Consider the following 19,281-nt stretch of genomic DNA (forward strand, 5'->3'; position numbering starts at 1 on the left):
TATCACCTATACCCTAAAAATAAATTTTTCACTGTTTATAGCCTTAATACTTAATAATACACTTATGATTATATATATAACTAACCATCCAACAACTATAAAAACATTCACAAAATTAATTATTCCTGCTGTAAGTTGCTTTAATATGAGCACCACATTAAATATTGGCAAGTGGTAGAATATGAATTTATCTGGAAGAAACATAGACATAACTATTGGTATCATTATTATTATCAAAAGAGGCGAAACTAGCATTTGGCTTTCCTTATAATTTTTAGCAAAAAAACTTAAAGTTAATTGTAATGCACTTAAAAATATAACCGTAAGCATTAGTATAATTAAGCTTATCATAAATCCGAAAGCATTAATATTCATTAATGGCACTTTAAATTTAAATGCAGACATTGCTGCAAATATCGCTAGTCCCAAAACCAATATAGATATTATGGAAATAATTACGCTTATTATTGATGTAAAAAGCAGTTTGCCTAGTAGAATTTTATATCTAGAACTTTTAGTACATAACAAGGGTTCCAAAGTGTTCTTTTCCTTTTCACCTGCAGCTATATCTGTAGTTAAATAGGAAGTTGAAATCATTGGAAATAAAAGAAATAACATAGGCAATACTAAGCTAATTACTACTGAAAAACCGTCCATTGTCTTCCCCTTTTCATTGAGGGTTTTTAAAGATATGGGATTTATGTTTTCATATTTTAGTCCCTTGCCCTTAAGTACAGATGTAATATAATCCACTTTTAAATTCTGGATACTATCTGTAATCTTATCAAATAAAAAGCTCTTTTTAGTAGCATCATATTTAATCTCTATTACCTGATTTTTATCCTCAGAAAGTACCATAATAGCGTCAATGGTTCTATCTAATATGTCACTATCACTATAGACTCTATCCTCAAATATCTTTACTCCCTTAGTTTTCTTCATAGCTTCCATAACCTGTAGATTTTTTCCTTGAAAACTAACCTTTATTCCTTGGACATCACTTTTCATAGAAATAAATGCACCTAGTGCTACTATTGCAATAATTAGGGGATAAATCAATATTGGCAATAACAGCGTATTTACTAATAACTTTTTATCTCGCCAGTACATTTTAAATTCATGCTTAAATACTTTTAATATTGTGTTCACTCTCTACACCACCTGTTATTAAATCATCATCTGCGATGCTGTAACATTAATAACTTCAGAAGGAGATTTAGACTTTCACTGAAGCTTTATCTTTGTATAGCATGCGCCTCACTTATAAATCTAGGAGACTTTCCTTCTGAAATGTTATTAAATGAATAAAGACATCCTCCAAGTTATCCAATGCATATTTTTCTTTTAGGTAACTGTCAGTTCCTTCCTCAACTAATTGTCCTTTATTTATTATAATTACCCTTTGACAAAGCCTTTCTATCTCACTTATAGAATGGCTGGAAAATAAGATAGTCTTTCCTTCCTTTGACCACTGTGAAATTAAATCATACAATAATCTTCTTGCAACAACATCTAATCCTGTAGTGGGCTCATCTAGCAGCATTATTTTAGGGTCATGAACTATGGCTCTTGCAATAGCTATTTTCTGTCTCATTCCTCTAGACAATTCTGATGCCTTTTTATCAAGATAATCTTCAAACTGAAAATATTCTGCTAAATTTACTATTCGATTATTAAGCTCTTGCGGTTTCATATCGTAAAGTTGTCCAAAATATTCAATATTTTCTCTTGCAGTTAACCTATCATAAAGAGCTACATCCCCACCAAAAAGAGCTCCAATTGACCCTCTAACCTTTTCGCCATCTTTCTTAATATCATAACCATCAATAACAACTGTTCCTTTTGTGGGACTTAAAATCGTAGCTAGTATTCTAAGGGTAGTAGTTTTCCCTGCTCCATTTTCTCCAAGGAGTCCAACAACTTCCCCCGCCTTTACACTAAAACTCAAATCCTTTACTGCTAGTACCTTTTTACTATATTTCTTGTATAAGCCATTTACTTCAATCACTATTTCACACCCTTTTCCTTCTTTGTAAACTATATGATTATTATACTATATATACCTAAATGGTGCCACCCACGTGGCAAGTGGCAAGTTTGAGGACTTAATTGTGCCATCCCCCTGTCAAATGCTAAGTCAAAGTATAAATATAAGTATAAGAATTTCATACTATATATACCTATATATTAATCCAGTTTAAAAGATACAACTAAAATGTATATTTTTTATTATTTATTATCTGGGGATATGTTAAGTATTGTAAATATACCTGAAAATAGCTTGCGTGCAGCGGGCACTGCTGTCTGAGCTGCATAATATTTACTGGAGTTTGGTTCTTCTATAGTAACTATCAAGGTTACCTTTGGATTATCAGCAGGAGCCATACCTGCAAAGGATGCTATGTACTTACCTGGCTCGTAGCCTCCCGTGGTACTGTTTACCACATTTGCAGTTCCTGTTTTTCCAGCAATGTGGTACCCTTTCATATAGGTATCTGTTGCAGTTCCATCCTTAACAACATTTTCTAAGTATGTTCTTAATTGTGCTGCTTTTTCACTACTGGTTATAGTCTTTTTACCAAAATTAACATACTTTTTATCCAGAACTTTTTTACCATTTACCATATGGGATATTTCCTTCATAATATGTGGTCTTATCCAAGTACCCCCATTTGCTACTGCATTGAAGGCAGCAATATACTGCACTTGGCTAACTGCAACACCTTGCCCATAGGACATGGTTGCAAGATCAACAGGTTCAATATTTTTTAAATCCTTTATTAAACCAATACTTTCACCCGGCAAGTCTATGCCGGTTTTCTGTCCAAAGTTAGCCTCCTTTATAAATTTATAAAGATTTTCCTTTCCGATTTTTTGTCCTAGCTTAACAAATGCAACATTATCAGAATTTTTAATTATATCTGAAAAAGTCTCAACACCATAAGACTCTTTATTATCATTATACAATGTTGTATTACCAACCTTAATGCTTCCATCACTTACAAAACTCTCTTCGCCTTTAACCACATTGTTTTGAAGTGCAGCCGCAGCTGTTATAACCTTGAAAATTGACCCTGGCTCAAACACATTACTGATTGCTCTATTTTTCCAAGTCTCCTGTATTTCATCATCTGTTCTCCCTTCTGCAAATGGCTTATTTAGATTATACCCCGGTGCATTCGCCATAGCCAAAATTTCACCATTTTGTGGATTCATAATTGTTATACTAACGGACCTCGCACTATTTATAGTCAATGTTTCTTTAGCTACTTTTTCGGCTAACTCTTGAATTCGTTCATCTATAGTCAATGTTAAATTCTTTCCATCAATAGGCTGAACAACGGTTGCTTCTCTGTAGGGCAATTCATTATTATCCCTATCCACTTCGGTCACTTTTATCCCAGGCACACCTGCTAATTCCTTGTTATAACTCTGTTCCACTCCACTTACTCCATCTCCAAGCGAATTGGTATGTCCAATAACATGGGATAAAAAGCTATTATTTGGATACACCCTCTCTACATCTCTTGAAATTATTATCCCCTTATATTTCAAGGCTTTGATGGTATCTACCATTTCCTCTTCAACTTTTCTTTTCAACAATACAAATTGAAGTAGCTTCCCCTTACTATCTTTACTATTTAATATTTTTTCTACTTCACTGGTTTTAATATTCAGTTTCTGTGACAATTGCTGCGAGGCTTGTTCTTCAGGTATTTTTTTATCCCCTAAATATTTTTCAAATACATTTAAATCAACATCGACCCTATAAACATCTGCACTTGATGCCAATTCCGAACCGTTTTTACTCAGAATAACTCCCCTTTTGGGAGCCGTTTTTATAGTTTTTGTCCACTGTTTTAATGCTAACTGTTTATAATTTTCACCATTAATTACCATTAAATAAATCAATCTACTTACAAGAGCCATAAATACTATACAAAATACTGTACCTATAACCAAAATTCTTTTTCTTCTAACCATTTTTCTTTTCAATCATAACACCAACCTTTTATAATTAACTTCATCTGTTGTTCCCCATGTCCTCTCCTATCTGTAAGTTACCTAAATACTAAAGTTTATTATAGCATTTATTTGTGAAAATTTTATGTATAAATGTTAACATTCACGTGTTTAAAATACCTATAGTTAATTTTATTTTTCTGAAATAATTTTAAATATATATTGGAACTACTTTAAAATTTAGTGTAAATTGTAATTATCACAAAACAAATAATAAAAATATTGACGAAATTTTAGTGTTATTGTATAATAAATGACTTATCAACTAGCTCCAAAGACTTATTAAATTTTGTATCGGAAGACGTACAAAATGATTATAATACAATGCTAAATGTGGCAAGTGAATATAGTCAAGATGCAGATTTTGTAAATAATCTTGTACTAGAATTCAGTTCCACTTCTGAGGAACTTTTAGCTTCACTTCAAGAGGTAATAAAGACAATAGAGCAGGTATCCATGGCTTCTAATGAAGGAGCAGAAGGAACAATAAATATCGTCCAAAAAATAGGAGATGTAACAGATAAATCCAATAAAATCATTAGAGAAGTAACAAAATCCCAAGAAAGTGTCGAACAATTAAATGAGGAAGTGTCTAAGTTTAAAATTTAACGAAAAATCACCTAAGCCTTCAGTTGTGTTTTATAAACCACAACTGAAGGCTTAGGTGATTCTATTTTGTTGTAATATCTTTAACCGTCCCAAACGTAAAGTATTATTTTTTTACAGATATCTTCTTATCCTCGCATACAAAGGTAATTTCCTTTCCAAGCTGTGTTGTTTTTAAAGTCACAGTATGCCCCCATAATTCATATATATACTTTAATGTAGCTTCTGCATAATTAATATTCAGTTCTCTTCCATCAAAAACATGCTCTAAAATTAGTGTCTTATCCTTTTGCGACATTTCTGCTACTCGAATAAGTGGCACAGTCCCTACGCCACAAGACCTACTTAAGGTATTTCTAATATTTTTAAACCCACTATCATCAGCCACCTCACTAATTATAAAATCCCCATTTTTTGCTGCATATTCAAATAAATTAAGCTCTACGCACAGTTCCTGCGTTAAATACTTTCTTAAAAAGGATTCATCACGTTCTATGGCTCTAACTTCAAATATTTTTTCCTTGCCATATCTTTTTAAAATATCTTCAAATATCTTAAACCCTATAAAATATGGGTTTATTGACCCATACCCAGGAGCTATAACATCATTATGCCTTTTAATAAATTCCAAATAAAGTCCCTTTGGTAAATCTAGCTCCTTTAGTATATTATAATGCCAAAAGCTAGCCCAGCCTTCATTCATTATTTTTGTTTCAATTTGAGGCAAGAAGTATGCAGTTTCTTTCCTTACAAATTCTAATAAACTTTTTTCCCATTCCTCCATATCACCATATTTTATTATAAAATAAAGGATATCATCCTCTGGCTGGATAGGTATTTTATTTAAATTAGGAAATGCTAGCTTAACATAAGCATCTAAGCTGCTATGAACTTCATTACTATTTTTATAATCATCTAAAAGTCTTTGCTTTAGGACTTCCCCTTGAATTCTCTTTTCCCCAATAACCCTAGAAGTTTGAAGCTTTATGGCATGGGCTGCATCTAATATCCTTTCTACCTTTTCGTAGCCTATACTTGGATCATTTATATAACTTCTTACCATATCTGCATGAAATTTAAACATCTCCACAGTAGATGCTGCTCTAGTTCCTTCCTTAAAGAGTCTATTGTTTTTAAAGAAATCATTATGACCATAAACATGAGCTATAGTAAGTATTTGTAATAAAAGTGTGTTTTCCTTCATTAGATATGCAATACATGGATCTGAATTTATAACCATCTCATAAGGTAGCCCAGTTAAATTATACTTATATACAGTGCTATTTTTTTCATAGGATTTTCCAAAGCTCCAGTGAGGATACCTTGAAGGCATTCCAATATAAGCTTCATAGGATAGCATATCCTTATATCCTATTATCTCAAATTCTTGAGGGTAATAATCAAGCCCTATATTTTTCACAATACCCTCAATTCTTTCATTCCAATTTTCTAAATCCTTTAAGATATACTCCAAGCTGCTATCACCTCTCTCCTTCTTTTTTTAGCATGCGTTTAATACTTTCCCATAAATCCTGTTTTTTCTTCACTTCCACTGAAATAAAATTTTTATGGAATACTCCCTTTTCAAAAACACTTTTCATAGAAGAAGTATAATATTTATTCATAAGCTCAACATACCCAAATAAATTGCACACATCGCAAATATTTTTTGCAGCCTTTATTGCTTTTTCATTATCTTCCTGCCAATTATCTCCATCACTAACGTAAAACACATATACATTCCAATATTCAGGATTATATCTTTTATCAATTATTTCTAGTGCTTTATTTAATCCACTAGAAATATAGGTACCCCCTGATTCTACTTTATGAAAAAAATCATCTTCATTTACTTCTTGAGCAACAGTTGTATGTGAAATAAACTCAACCTCTACATTTGTGTATTTCGATCTAATAAATTGAGATAGTATAAAGAAAAAGGAACGGGCCAAATACTTCTTTGTGGTATCCATTGACCCAGATACGTCCATTACACATAAAATTACTGCATTTGATTCTCTTTTTAAAACTTGCTTTACTCTATGATATCTTAAATCTTCATTTTTAAAGGGCAGTCTTTCAATTTTTTCTTCCTGCGATGATTCCATTAGTGCTTTACTTTTCCCCTGTTGCCTTTTGATTTTCTCCACTACTGTTCGTTTTTTAGCAAGACGTGGCTGAATACCATGTTTTTGATAGCCTGCTCTTTTTATACTATTTTCCGTTAAAATTTCAGAAAACTTTTTTTTATCTAATTCTGGAAGTTCTAAATCCTCTAAGAGGTAATTTAGTGCATCTTCTAAAGTTATTTCAGTTTCATAAAGGTCTTCACCCTCATCCTCACCTGCACCATTACTTCCTTTTCCGCTCCCCTTAACCTTTTCACTTCCTATGACTTGACCTCTTTTCTCGTTGCCATCTCCACTTCCCACACCAGACTTATTTTTACCAAAAATAAACTCATATTCCTTAAGACCTTTTATTGGTATTTTAATTTTTTTTTCCTTACCTTGACCTATAATGCTTTCCTCTGACAATATATCTCCTAAGTTTTCTTTTATGGATTTTTCTACAAGTTGACGATGACGCCTTCTATCCTCTACAGCTCTATCATGGTCTATTGGTGTTACGTTATAGTCTCTAAAAATTGCCATAGGATTAATCCTTCCATAAATTATTAGCTGCATACTTCAATATTACGTCACAACAATAATCACAGTATCCATTTGTCTTCATTTGTTCCACCATTACGTTATATTTTTCGTCTTGGTCCTTATCGCGGACTCTAGATCTAGTTACAATTCTTGAAAGCTCCTTTACTGAGCTTGTTAGCTTCTTTTCAATTGCTTCCTTTAAGGGCTCATAGGACTCATATTTGATTTTACCACCATTTCTAACCACATAAAACATATAGGAAGTTACGTCACTTCTAAATCCCTTTGAAGAACTTTCAGATATTCCAATCTGTTCTTCTATTGATCGCATAAAGGACTCATCTGCTTGTAACTCTTCACCGGTGGCTCTATCCTTTAGTTTTGCCTTATTTACAAAGGCTTCCGCATTATCAATATAGTTATTAAATAAGCTTTCCGCTTGTTCCTTATAACTGTGGATAAATGCCTTCGTTACTTCTTTCTCCAATATTTTATTGTACTCTTTTCTAATAGTATCCTGAATAAAGCCCATATATTTTTTCTTTTCATCCTCAGCAACGTCCATTTCCCTAACAGATTTAATTATACTTTCCATAATACCAAGTGGATTTATGCAATCAAATTCTGAATTTGAAATAGCATTATCAATAGCCTTTACTATAAACCTTGTGGAAATCCCATGCATCCCTTCATCAAGTCCTGCTTCTTCCCTAAGTTCACTAATATCCATTTTCTTAGTAGTTCCCTTTTCTACTATTTCTTCGCCATTATAAATCTTTAACTTAGTTATAGGATCTACCTTATTGGAAGGTTTAAACCTTGAAAGCAATGCGAACATTGCTGCAGTTTCAATGGTGTGTGGCGCTATATGAGGCTTAAAGTTACTCTTTTTAAGTATCTTTTCATAAATCTTAATTTCTTCATTTAACTCAAGACAGTAAGGTACTTCTATCTTTACAATTCTATCTAATATAGCTTCATTGGTATGATCTGACTTAAACCTATTCCATTCAGCTTCATTAGAATGGGCAATAATTATACCATCAAAGTAAATCATAGATCCCTTTCCTGGTGAAGGTATTGATTTTTCTTGCGTTGCAGTTATTATGGTATGAAGATACTCAACATCATTTTTAAATACTTCAATAAATTCTACTAGACCTCTATTACCAACATTAAATGCTCCATTAAGAGAGAAAACCCTAGGATCATCCTCTGAATACATATCCATTTTAGATATATCAACAGATCCTGTTAAAATTGAAGTATCTTGATTATTTGGATCTACAGGTGGGACAACCCCTATACCTTTTCTTGATCTTATTGAAAAAGAGGTAGTGGTAACAGGGAAATTTTCATATTCTCCCTTGTATTCATTAAGTAACCTATACTTACATGCCGGGCAAAGATCCCCTTCAATTTCTACATTAAGCATTCTCTCAAAATCACGCCTAAGATGTTTTGGTATTAAATGCAATGGCTCTTCATTCATAGGACATCCTTTTAAAACATATACTGGTTCCGTATTTTCAAAGGCTTTCTTCAGTGCTTCTACCAGGGATGACTTCCCAGCTCCTACAGGTCCTGCTAAATACAATACCTGTCTAGATTCCTCCCCCTTCATAGATGCAGAATAAAAGTAACTTACTATCTTCATAAGTACCTTATCAATTCCAAAAAAATCCTCTTTAAAAAACCCATACCTTTTAATTAGATCATTACCATATATTTTTCTTGTTCTTGGGTTTTCTTCAGGCCTTAGAATTTCAAAGCCCCCTTTTATTATTGTGTCATACATCCTCTTATGAGAAAGCTTAGCTTTATCAGGCTCTTTATTTATTATATCTAAATACTCCAGAAAGCTTCCTTCAAATTTACTCTTGATTTTAGCTTCTCTATCATTTTTTATTACTTTTTTAAATTCCATTTTATACCTCCTAGGATAGAATTATTTTTATTATTATCTATATGCAAGGACAAACCTCCAACATGATAGATAATAAAAATAAAATAGTGCCATCCACGTGGCAAGTGGCATGTTACAAAAAAATAAACTGCTCTCTTCTGCCTTTATGCTATTTGCATTTTTGCTTAAACCATCTTTTGTCTTACCTATCAACATTTTGTATGATATTTCTAATATTCGATATCTAAAAATATATATCAGAAAACTCAATATTGATTTTTTCAATATTACTATTGGCATTTAAATTATTATTAGCGTACACTGCTTGACTATCTGGTAATTGTTTTATAGGAAGTTCAAAGCTAAATTTGCTTCCTATATTAATCTGACTCTCTAAAAACATGTTCCCACCGTGCATTTCTACTAGAGCCTTAACTAAGGACAAACCTATGCCACTACCTTCTTTATTTCTAGTCAATGATTTGTTAACTTGAATAAATCTATCAAAGATTAATTGTTGCTTTTCTATGGGTATTCCTATGCCTGTATCCTTAACAACGATAACCACATTATCTTTTCCCTCAACTATATTTATTGAAATTTCCCCACCGGGGTTTGTAAATTTTATTGCATTTGAAATAAGATTTAGCATTATTCTTTCTATTTTATCCTTATCACAAGCTATAATTTTTTCTTCCATTTCTGTATCGAATAAAAGTGATATCCCATTATTCTCAACATACCCAGCTACTGACAATGTTATCTCCTCTATAACACTAACAATATTACAATTACTTAAATGAATTTCAAAATATCCTGCATCTATTTTTGTTACATCTATTAGGTTATTAATTAATCTTACTAATCTATAACAATTCTGTTTCATAGTTTTTAAATATCCTCTGCTTTTTTTCTCACTTTCTTTAAATAAGTCCTTAAATTTTAGATCCATAAGCTGTAGTGTCCCTAAAATAACATTTATTGGTGTTCTTAGTTCATGAGATATATTCGCAAAAAAATCTGTCCTAAATCTATCATATTCTATTGCTTGATTTAAAAATCTTGCCTTTTCCTCATTTTCTTTTATTAATTGTTCAGTTTCAAGTCGCTTAGTAATATCTCTTGCTAATAATATAATTGCTTTAACTTTACCAAAATCATCTAATAATTTATTAGCAGAAATCTCTAACCAAACAATACCTCCATTTGCATGCAAGCATCTACATTGAAATTTTTCATTTGTAGTTAAAGTAATTAGTTGCGTGATTCTCTTTAATACACTTTCCCTGTCATCCTGATGAATAAAATCAAAAACGCGCTTTTCAATAGCATCATCTGTCCCATGCCCAAGTATCTCCTTTTGAGCCGCTGTAATATATTTTATTCTACCATCGATATCTGTTTTTATAATCATATCAGAAGTATTTTCAGTTATCTCTCTTAATAGTGCTTCATTCGCACTTAAATCACACTCTACCTTTTTTCTTTTACTAATATTTCGTGCAACTACTAAAATTGAATCTTTATCCTTATACTTAAAAGCAGAGGTTACAATTTCTACATCTATAACTGTACCATCATCAGAAATGAATTTTTCTTCAATAAATGGCGCAACAGTTCCGCCTTCGTATACTGTATTTATTCTACTGGTAGCAATATCAATATAATCAGGATGAATAAAATCCATTACATTTCTACCAATTACATCCTTAGAATCTTTCATATTGAACAATCTTCCAGTTTCAGGATTGGCTAAGACTACTTTCCCATCACAATGAACAAATATAGGATCAGGAGATAATTGAAATAATTTTTTATATACTTCTTCACTTTCTCTAAATTCCCTCTCACTTTTCTGAATAACACTATCAATATTTATTTCTTCTAATATGTTAGTATTAATATGTTCACTCACGTTAATCCCCCTTAAAAATCCACTGAATCACTATAGAACTTATACTTAATTAAATTGTTTTGCATAATATTTTTAAATATTATATTCTACAAAATATAGTATTAACCTCTTTTTTTATATTTTTTATATTATTTGCAAGTCCAAAAGAAATTCATTACAGAATTATAAAAAAAATCCAACGAAATATTAATTTATTTCATTGGATTTCTAACTATTTCAACAATAGATTGATTGGCTTGTTCCAAAACTTCCTTGCTACTTTTATAAGATAATCGTTGTTTCGTTTGTTGAAAACTTAACCACTTATAATCCACTACTTCCTCTACTTCAATATGAACAATCTGATCTTGCACCTCAGCTAAAAAATATACAACTTCCTTATTTGTATCTTGTTTTATTAAATATTCTACGGATATTCTAAATCCGTCCATTAGCGTAACTGGAAGTCCAGTCTCTTCAAAAACTTCTCTTACTGCTGTTTCCTTTTCACTTTCATTTTTTTCAGCATGCCCCTTAGGAAACCCCCAGTGTCCATCATTTCTATGACTAATGATTAAAAATTCTAAATTTCCATCTATTTTTCTGTAAATTACCGCACCACATGATTTCTCAAAATCCATAATAATCCCCCATCCCTCAATTTTTAATTACCTTTACAGTTAATGATAGGTTAAATCCATTATTAACTTCTAAAAATATAAGATCTCGCACTAAAATTATACCATATATTTCAAATTAAACCATAGAAATATAATAACCCAGTATAAAGATTATCTTTATACTGGGTTATTATATTTTATAGTTTAGGAATTTTTATTTTACTCCTTATACAACTCCCATTGATGCAAATATGATAGACACTGCTGTAGCTATAAGTGGTATAACAACTGTACACATTCCAATATCTACATATGATTGCTTATGAGTCATGCCTGTTATACCTAATAAAGTTATAACTGCACCATTATGTGGAAGTGAATCAAGCCCGCCACAGGCCATGGCTGCTATTCTATGGAATACTTGTGGGCTCATTCCTAAAGCTTGAGCTTTTGCCATATAAATTTCACCTAAGGATCCAAGAGCAATACTTAAACCACCAGATGCTGAGCCTGTTATACCTGCAAGAATAGTAGTAGACGCTGCTAAGGATATAAGTGGTGTTCCTGGTATTGCAAGTATCCCTGCTTGAATTATAGCGAATGCTCCTAATGTTTTAATTACATTTCCATAACCAACTTCTGATGCGGTATTTGCAATTGCAAGTAGTGAACCTATAGCCCCTTTATTAACTGTAGTGGTAATGTTTTCAAAATTTTTCCAAAATATAATTACACTAGCCACTATAGCAATAACTAAGGATGAAATCAAGCTCCAAATTCCTTGTACTTTTGCCATAGTAATCCCACCAAAATCTTTTAAAAATGCTCCATCCATTGTAGCAAAAACATATTTTCCTAAAAGATAGTTACCAACTAATACTATAATTATTGGAGTTATTGCTAAGTAAAACTTAGGTAATTTAGATAAATCGAATTTATTAATTGCTTCATCTGGATGATTACCATATCCTTCACCTGCAGCCATAGCTTTTTTTGATCTTCTATCAAGCCATAACATACCTAGCCCAAACATTATTGATCCTCCAATGATCCCTATAACTGGTGCTGCATAAGCATTTGTTCCAAAGAAAGGCATTGGAATAGCATTTTGTATTTGTGGTGTTCCTGGCAAAGCTGTCATCGTAAATGTAAATGCACCAAGTGCTATAGAACCAGGTATAAATCTTTTCGGAATATCTGCTTCTTTAAATAATGCTGCTGCAATAGGAAATACTGCGAACGCAACTACGAATAGTGAAACTCCACCATATGTCAATATTGCACAAGATAAAACGACCGATAATATTGCTTTACCTTTTCCTAGTTTCTTACTAATTGCATGAGCTATAGCTTTAGCAGCTCCTGAATCATCCATTACCTTACCGAAGATTGCACCTAATATGAATATTGGAAAATATTGCTTAGCATATGCAGCAAAATTCACCATAAAAACTTCAGTATAGGTAGCTAAAAGATGGGTTTGTCCACCTTGAAACAAAAGAGCGAGCAGTGCTAAAACTGGCGCTAAAATAAGAACTGAAATTCCTCTGTAGGCCAAATACATAAGTAACCCTAACGAAATAATAATACCTATAACTCCTAACATAATATTCCCTCCCCTTAATTCAATTTATTATAGATTAATATAAAAAACACAATAATTATAGAAATTAAAATTTAAAATTTTAAATCCATTCTTTTTTCTTGGAAAATTCTTTCATCCATTAAAACTAAGTGTTCTGAAATTATTGGTATGAACCCCATATGCGCTAAAATGTCTTTTTCAAGGTCAACTCCCGGCGCAATTTCAGTAAGTACTACGCCACTCTCACTAAGTTCAAACACAGCTCTTTCTGTAATATATAATACTGGCTGAGACACATCTATAGCATAATCACCACTAAAGGTAATTTGCTCAACAGCTTTAATAAATTTATTGGATTTACCTTCTTGTATTATATTTAATATTCCATTCACTATTTCAACATTTAAACCGCCTGCTGTAAAAGTTCCACAGAAAACAACTTTTTTGGAGTTTTGAGTTATATTTATAAAACCACCACAACCAGCAATTTTAGGTCCGAATTTACTTACATTTATGTTCCCACGCTCGTCACATTGTGCAAGACCCAGGAATGCTACATCAAGACCACCTCCATCGTAGAAATCAAATTGATTACTTTGATCTATTATACTTTCAGGATTTATTGCAGCTCCAAAGCTTAAACCGCCCGCAGGAATTCCCCCTATTGGTCCTGATTCTAAAGTAAGCTTCATTTCGTTACCAATGCCTTCTTCATTTGCCACCATGGATATTCCTTCTGGCATTCCTATACCAAGGTTAGTTATGGCATTAGGAATAAGTTCCATTGCTGCTCTTCTAGATATTATTTTTCTTTCATCTAGTTTTAAACTCTCAATACTATTCACTGTCATTTTTATTTCCCCATTATAAGATGGGTTATATTGTTCAATAAAGGTTTGCATGTGGTTTTCTGGTTTTGATATTACAATAGCATCCACAAGTATTCCTGGAATTTTAACCTTTCTTGGATCAAGAGTACCATTTGCTACAATTTTTTCAACCTGAAGTATTACAATCCCTCCAGAATTCTTTGCTGCTTGTGCCATAGATAGCCCATCCAATGTTACAGCTTCTTTTTCCATAGTGGCATTTCCACTATCATCGGCATAGGTAGCTCTAATAAGTGCTACATTTATAGGGAACGCTTTATAAAACAAGTATTCCTTACCATCGATTTCAATAACTTTAACTATATCTTCCTTTGTGATATCGTTTAACTTACCTCCATCAATTCGTGGATCTACAAAAGTTTTTAAACCCACCTGAGTAAGAGTTCCCGGTTTCCCTGCTGCAATATCTCTATAAAGATGAGATATTACACCTTGTGGAAGATTATAAGCCTGAATTTTATTTTCAAGAGCTAGTTTCGCAAGTTTTGGGGCAAGTCCCCAATGACCACCAATTATTTTTGAAACTAACCCTTCATGTCCTAGATGGTTTAAACCTTTTGTTTTTCCATCTCCTTGACCAGCTGCATATACTAGCGTTAATTCTTCCGGTTTTTTTGTTTCAATATAATTCTCTTCTAAAGCCCTGGAAAGCTCTTCGGGGTGACCGCATCCTACAAATCCTCCGAAAGCTACTGTATCCTTATCTTTTATCATTGCTATAGCTTCTTTTAATGTTTTAAGCTTTGAAATCATGTTCTACCCTCCTAATAAAAATTTTGGTATTATACTAATATTTATTAGCAAGTTACGTGCCAACAACTTTTTTTTCAATAATTGCTATTTTCAAAGGCAAATTCATCATATTTATTTCATAATTCCTGGTAAATATTAAAATCTAATAATTCTGAATGTTCATTTTATTTACACATTTCATTATTTTTACATAAACTGCCTAGGATACAAATTTTATAACATGTACATCTTTTTTACATATGAATTTTATATACAAATGCTTACTATTTTTAAGTAAAAAAAGATACTTATAACTTCTAGCTTGCTATACATAGCTTTCTAAAAGTTATAAGTACCTTATTATTTATACATATGCTTTTCTAATTCTAAAAATTTTACATGAATAACATAATTACTTATCCAAATTATATTTTTCAATTTTTTTATATAATCCAACCCGACTAATGCCTAATTGCTTTGCTGTCTTATTTTTATTTCCACCATTGATTTTTAATTTTTCTTCAATAACTTCTTTTTCAAGTATCTCAATTAATTCTTTTAGGTCGCTAGTTCCTTTATCAAAGTATTTTTTCTTGTTTTTAGCTATTCTATCTGGCAATTGTTCTGCGGTTATAAATAATTCAGCATCCATTAGATTTAAAGCTCTTTCAATTACATTCTCAAGTTCTCTTATATTCCCAGGCCAATTATAATTGTACAAATAATTCATTGCCTCTTTTGAAATTCCTTCTGCATATATCCCAAGCTTATTGGCAACCTTTTTCATTAGGGAATTAGACAAGTCAATTATATCATCTCTTCTATCCCTTAGAGGCGGAATGGTTATTTTCATAACATCAAGTCGATAGTACAAATCCTCCCTAAATTCTACAAGCTTTATGCTTTCTTCTAAATTTTTATTGGTAGAAGCTATTATTCGAAAATCAATATTTTTAAGAATATTCCCTCCTACCCTTTCAATTTCTTTTTCTTGAATAACCCTCAAAAGCTTCACTTGCATGTCCATAGGCATATAGCCTATCTCGTCAAGTAATATAGTCCCATTATTTGCTAGTTCAAATTTACCTTTTTTGCCACCTTTTTTAGCTCCTGTAAAGGCACCCTCTTCATATCCAAACAATTCAGATTCTAATAATTGAGCAGGTATTGCTGCGCAATTTACTTTTATAAATGGTGCAGCTGCTCTTTTACTTGCACTATGAATAGAATGAGCAAAAAGTTCTTTTCCTGTGCCACTTTCTCCATATATAAGAACATTCGAATCTGTTTTAGCCACTTTTGCAGCCATTTTTTTTACTTTTTGAATTTCCTCTGAATTTCCTATAATATCTTCAAATGAATATTTTGCTCTTCTTTCTTTTCCAAGCTCATTTTTATAGTATTCAATTTCTCTTTCAAGATTCACAAGCTTTTTACTTATAGAATAAAAATTACTCATATCTTTAAATATAACCTTGCCTACTGCACCTACAACCCTTCCTTCTTTTATTATAGGAATCCTCATAGCTACCATTCTATTTCCACGAATTTCTTGTATTTCTCCAATCTCTTGAATACCAGTTTGTACAACAATATGCATCCTAGTATTTTCAATGACTTCTGTGACATGTTTACCTTCAACATCCTCCATATTTATAAATTCTTTATACGCTTTACTCATCATGGTTATTATTCCTTTTTCGTCCACAACCACGACCCATTCATTTACTGTATTTAACATTGTATTTAAAATGTCTAGATGTATTTTATCTAAATCAGCCTCTTTTGAGCGAGGGAATATAATTAGTGCGCCCCTTTCACTTACATCAATTTGTATTGGTGAAACTTTTAATTTTATTGTTTTCCCCTGAAGTTGTAAATCAATTTCTTTTGTAGTTTTAATACTTTTCATTACTTGGGGAAGTTCACTTTGAAGAATTATCTCTCTGATTTTTCTCTTATCTTGCTGCTTAAATGTTTTTTCAAAGAATTCTTCAGCACATTTATTAATAGAAAAAATATTGCAATCAATATCTAAAGCCATTATTGGTTGTTCAATGGCCTCTACAAAATTGTCTACATTACTTTTTATAAAATTCATACTACACCCCCTATCCTTTATTTTCTTAATTATCTCATTTATTAATAACCTATCTACATTAATGGTGATATTTACAATTCTACTTATATATACACATACTAATACTTATACAAGCTTTTGTAAACTTTATCATTTCAAATTTAAACAAACATACAAAAGGCCCCGCAGTGCTGCAAGGCCTTTTGTATGTTTGTTATATTTTTAATCTTATTTTGGTGGCATAACAGTTGCAACGCCTTTAAGTACAATAACTCCATCTTGATTCGTGCATATTGTATTTAATTTTATAATATTTTTTGCGTCGAACTTTTCTATAACTTCGACTTCAGCCTTTATTGTATCCCCAAATCTAACTGGTGCTGTAAATTTAAGCTCTTGTCCTAAATAAATAGTGCCAGGTCCCGGCAATTTCATACCTAACACTGCCGATATGAAGCCCGCTGTTAACATTCCATGAGCAATCCTCCCTTTAAACATAGAAGTTTCTGCTTCCCTTTGGTTTATATGAGCTGGATTTAAATCACCAGTTATTCCTGCATAAAGATATACATCCGATTCACTTATAGTTTTTTCAAAAGACCCTTTGTCACCTATATTTATTTCTTTCATAGTTAAACCTTTCATTATTAATTCCTCCTTATTATTTTGATAGCCATAAACCATTTCCCTTCATTACCTTACCTATTACTTTTTATAGCAATTTTTGTGCCATTTAGATCATCCCTTGCGGCAGTTCAACATTAACAGCAGTATTCACATTTAGTTATCTATTTTTTTTCAAATATAATCAAGAACTAAGCTATATTATGTTTAGAAAAGTAGTATCCCACCGTAATATCCTTTTGTACCATAATGTTTTTATGGTACAATATAGATTAAAACAATTATACATATTACATTAAATACTATTACAGACATGATTAATTATAGCGTTATAAAAATAGATTAAAAACAGCTCATGTATTTTATGACCACATAGTTTCTATGAATCATATTTAATAAAAGGAGATGATTAACTTTGGAAAAGTTATATTATGAAAACCCATATCAAACAGAATTTACAGCTGAGGTAATAAATGTAATAGAAAAGGAAAAAGAGTATCATATTGAACTGGATAAAACCTGTTTTTACCCTGAGGGTGGTGGTCAACCCTGTGACACTGGCCTTATAAATGGCGCCGCAGTAACCTATGTATATGAAAAAGACGAAAAAATATATCATGTAGTGGCAGTAAAACCACTGAAAATTCACAAGGTTAAATGTAGTATTGACTTTGATAATCGTTACTACTATATGCAGCAGCACCTAGGGCAACATATCCTTTCAGCTTGCATTTCTGATTTATTTAATGCATCTACCATTGGTTTTCACCTTGGCGTGCATTCTACAACGATTGATATTGATAAAATTATTCTAGGTGATGAAATTAAAGACTCCGAAAAAAAGGCTAATAAAATAGTTTTAGATAATACTTCGGTAGAGATACTATACCCAAGTAATTCTGAATTAAAGAAATTAACACTAAAAAAATTTCCAGTAAAAGCTGGTGAAAAAATTAGAATAGTTAAGATAGGCGATATTGATGTAAACCCTTGCTGTGGTATACATCCTAATTCAACTATCGAGGTGCAATTAATTAAGATTATAAAGTTTGAAAACTACAAGAATGGCATGAGAATTGAATTTATCTGTGGTTCAAGAGCAGTTTCTGATTATGTTTCAAAACATGAAGCCATAGATAAAATGTCTAAACTTTTATCTTGCAATAGTGCTACCCTTTTATCCGAAGTAGACCGGCTTTCCGGTGAACTTAATAAGGCAATTGCTGAAAAAAGAACATTAACTGCAGCAGTTGCGCAGTATGAAGTTCAAAATATGTTAACAGCAGCTCCAAAAATAGAAGACATTAGAGTACTTAAGGTGATTTATGATAATGGTGATTTAAAATACACTAATACCTTAGCAACAAAATTAGTATCTCAACCAAAGGTTATAGTTTTATTCGGAGTTAAATCTATTGATAAGGCAAATCTTTTATTCATGTGCTCAAAGGATTTAAATATGATTAGCATGAACGCCCTTCTTAAGGATGCCATAACACTTATAGATGGAAAGGGTGGTGGAAGCCAACTATCTGCGCAAGGTGGCGGAAAGAATAATAATAATTTAGATTCCTCACTAGATTATGCTTTTAACAAGGTTAAAGATCATATCATTGCTAGTACTAAAGTTTAATCATATAATTTCAGTGCCAAGCTATTATAGGAAT

Annotated in this window: 14 protein-coding genes; 2 read left to right on the forward strand and 12 right to left on the reverse strand. The window is 31.8% G+C overall.

Translation table 11 applies throughout. The features are described from left to right. Nucleotides 1-6: 6 nt before the first annotated feature. From KPL50_RS07135 to KPL50_RS07145, 3 genes are all read right to left on the reverse strand, one after another. Nucleotides 7-1,149: an ABC transporter permease gene (locus KPL50_RS07135; protein WP_216297771.1), complete on the reverse strand. Its 1,143-nt coding sequence runs from the start codon at nt 1,147-1,149 to the stop codon at nt 7-9. Between the two features lie 112 nt (nt 1,150-1,261). Further along, entirely contained in the window at nt 1,262-2,008 is a 747-nt protein-coding gene (locus tag KPL50_RS07140; RefSeq protein ID WP_216297772.1) for an ATP-binding cassette domain-containing protein, read from the reverse strand. Nucleotides 2,009-2,229: 221 nt separating this feature from the next. Next, nucleotides 2,230-3,996: a penicillin-binding protein 2 gene (locus KPL50_RS07145; protein ID WP_253200494.1), complete on the reverse strand. Its 1,767-nt coding sequence runs from the start codon at nt 3,994-3,996 to the stop codon at nt 2,230-2,232. A 351-nt stretch (nt 3,997-4,347) separates the two neighbouring features. Here KPL50_RS07145 and KPL50_RS07150 point away from each other — a divergent pair, with 351 nt between their 5' ends. Then, nucleotides 4,348-4,632, forward strand: a complete 285-nt coding sequence (locus KPL50_RS07150; protein WP_216297773.1) for a hypothetical protein — start codon at nt 4,348-4,350, stop codon at nt 4,630-4,632. A gap of 103 nt (nt 4,633-4,735) precedes the next feature. Here the strand turns inward: KPL50_RS07150 and KPL50_RS07155 are convergent, their stop codons facing one another. From KPL50_RS07155 to KPL50_RS07195, 9 genes are all read right to left on the reverse strand, one after another. After that, nucleotides 4,736-6,103, reverse strand: coding sequence for a SpoVR family protein (locus KPL50_RS07155; RefSeq protein WP_216297774.1), 1,368 nt, complete (start codon nt 6,101-6,103; stop codon nt 4,736-4,738). A gap of 7 nt (nt 6,104-6,110) precedes the next feature. Then, nucleotides 6,111-7,283, reverse strand: a complete 1,173-nt coding sequence (gene yhbH / locus KPL50_RS07160; protein WP_216297775.1) for a sporulation protein YhbH — start codon at nt 7,281-7,283, stop codon at nt 6,111-6,113. A 4-nt stretch (nt 7,284-7,287) separates the two neighbouring features. Continuing rightward, nucleotides 7,288-9,210 carry a PrkA family serine protein kinase gene (locus KPL50_RS07165; protein WP_216297776.1) on the reverse strand — a complete coding sequence of 641 codons (1,923 nt, stop codon included), beginning with the start codon at nt 9,208-9,210 and terminating at the stop codon, nt 7,288-7,290. 223 nt (nt 9,211-9,433) lie between these two features. Continuing rightward, nucleotides 9,434-11,104: a PAS domain-containing sensor histidine kinase gene (locus tag KPL50_RS27700; RefSeq protein WP_216297777.1), complete on the reverse strand. Its 1,671-nt coding sequence runs from the start codon at nt 11,102-11,104 to the stop codon at nt 9,434-9,436. A 191-nt stretch (nt 11,105-11,295) separates the two neighbouring features. After that, nucleotides 11,296-11,724 carry a bis(5'-nucleosyl)-tetraphosphatase gene (locus KPL50_RS07175; protein ID WP_216297778.1) on the reverse strand — a complete coding sequence of 143 codons (429 nt, stop codon included), beginning with the start codon at nt 11,722-11,724 and terminating at the stop codon, nt 11,296-11,298. A gap of 205 nt (nt 11,725-11,929) precedes the next feature. Beyond that, nucleotides 11,930-13,309: a GntP family permease gene (locus KPL50_RS07180; protein WP_216297779.1), complete on the reverse strand. Its 1,380-nt coding sequence runs from the start codon at nt 13,307-13,309 to the stop codon at nt 11,930-11,932. Between the two features lie 71 nt (nt 13,310-13,380). Then, nucleotides 13,381-14,931, reverse strand: a complete 1,551-nt coding sequence (locus KPL50_RS07185) for an acyl CoA:acetate/3-ketoacid CoA transferase (RefSeq protein WP_253200495.1) — start codon at nt 14,929-14,931, stop codon at nt 13,381-13,383. A 391-nt stretch (nt 14,932-15,322) separates the two neighbouring features. Beyond that, nucleotides 15,323-16,954 carry a sigma 54-interacting transcriptional regulator gene (locus tag KPL50_RS07190; protein ID WP_216297871.1) on the reverse strand — a complete coding sequence of 544 codons (1,632 nt, stop codon included), beginning with the start codon at nt 16,952-16,954 and terminating at the stop codon, nt 15,323-15,325. 264 nt (nt 16,955-17,218) lie between these two features. After that, a complete protein-coding gene (locus KPL50_RS07195) occupies nt 17,219-17,635 on the reverse strand; it encodes a MaoC family dehydratase (protein ID WP_216297780.1) in 417 nt (138 codons plus the stop codon). 394 nt (nt 17,636-18,029) lie between these two features. On the opposite strand from KPL50_RS07195, the gene KPL50_RS07200 reads away from it, so the two are divergent. Beyond that, entirely contained in the window at nt 18,030-19,247 is a 1,218-nt protein-coding gene (locus KPL50_RS07200) for a DHHA1 domain-containing protein (RefSeq protein WP_216297781.1), read from the forward strand. Nucleotides 19,248-19,281: the final 34 nt, after the last annotated feature.

The organism is Clostridium sp. CF012, assembly GCF_018861755.1.
In the GTDB taxonomy this organism is placed as follows: domain Bacteria; phylum Bacillota; class Clostridia; order Clostridiales; family Clostridiaceae; genus Clostridium_AD.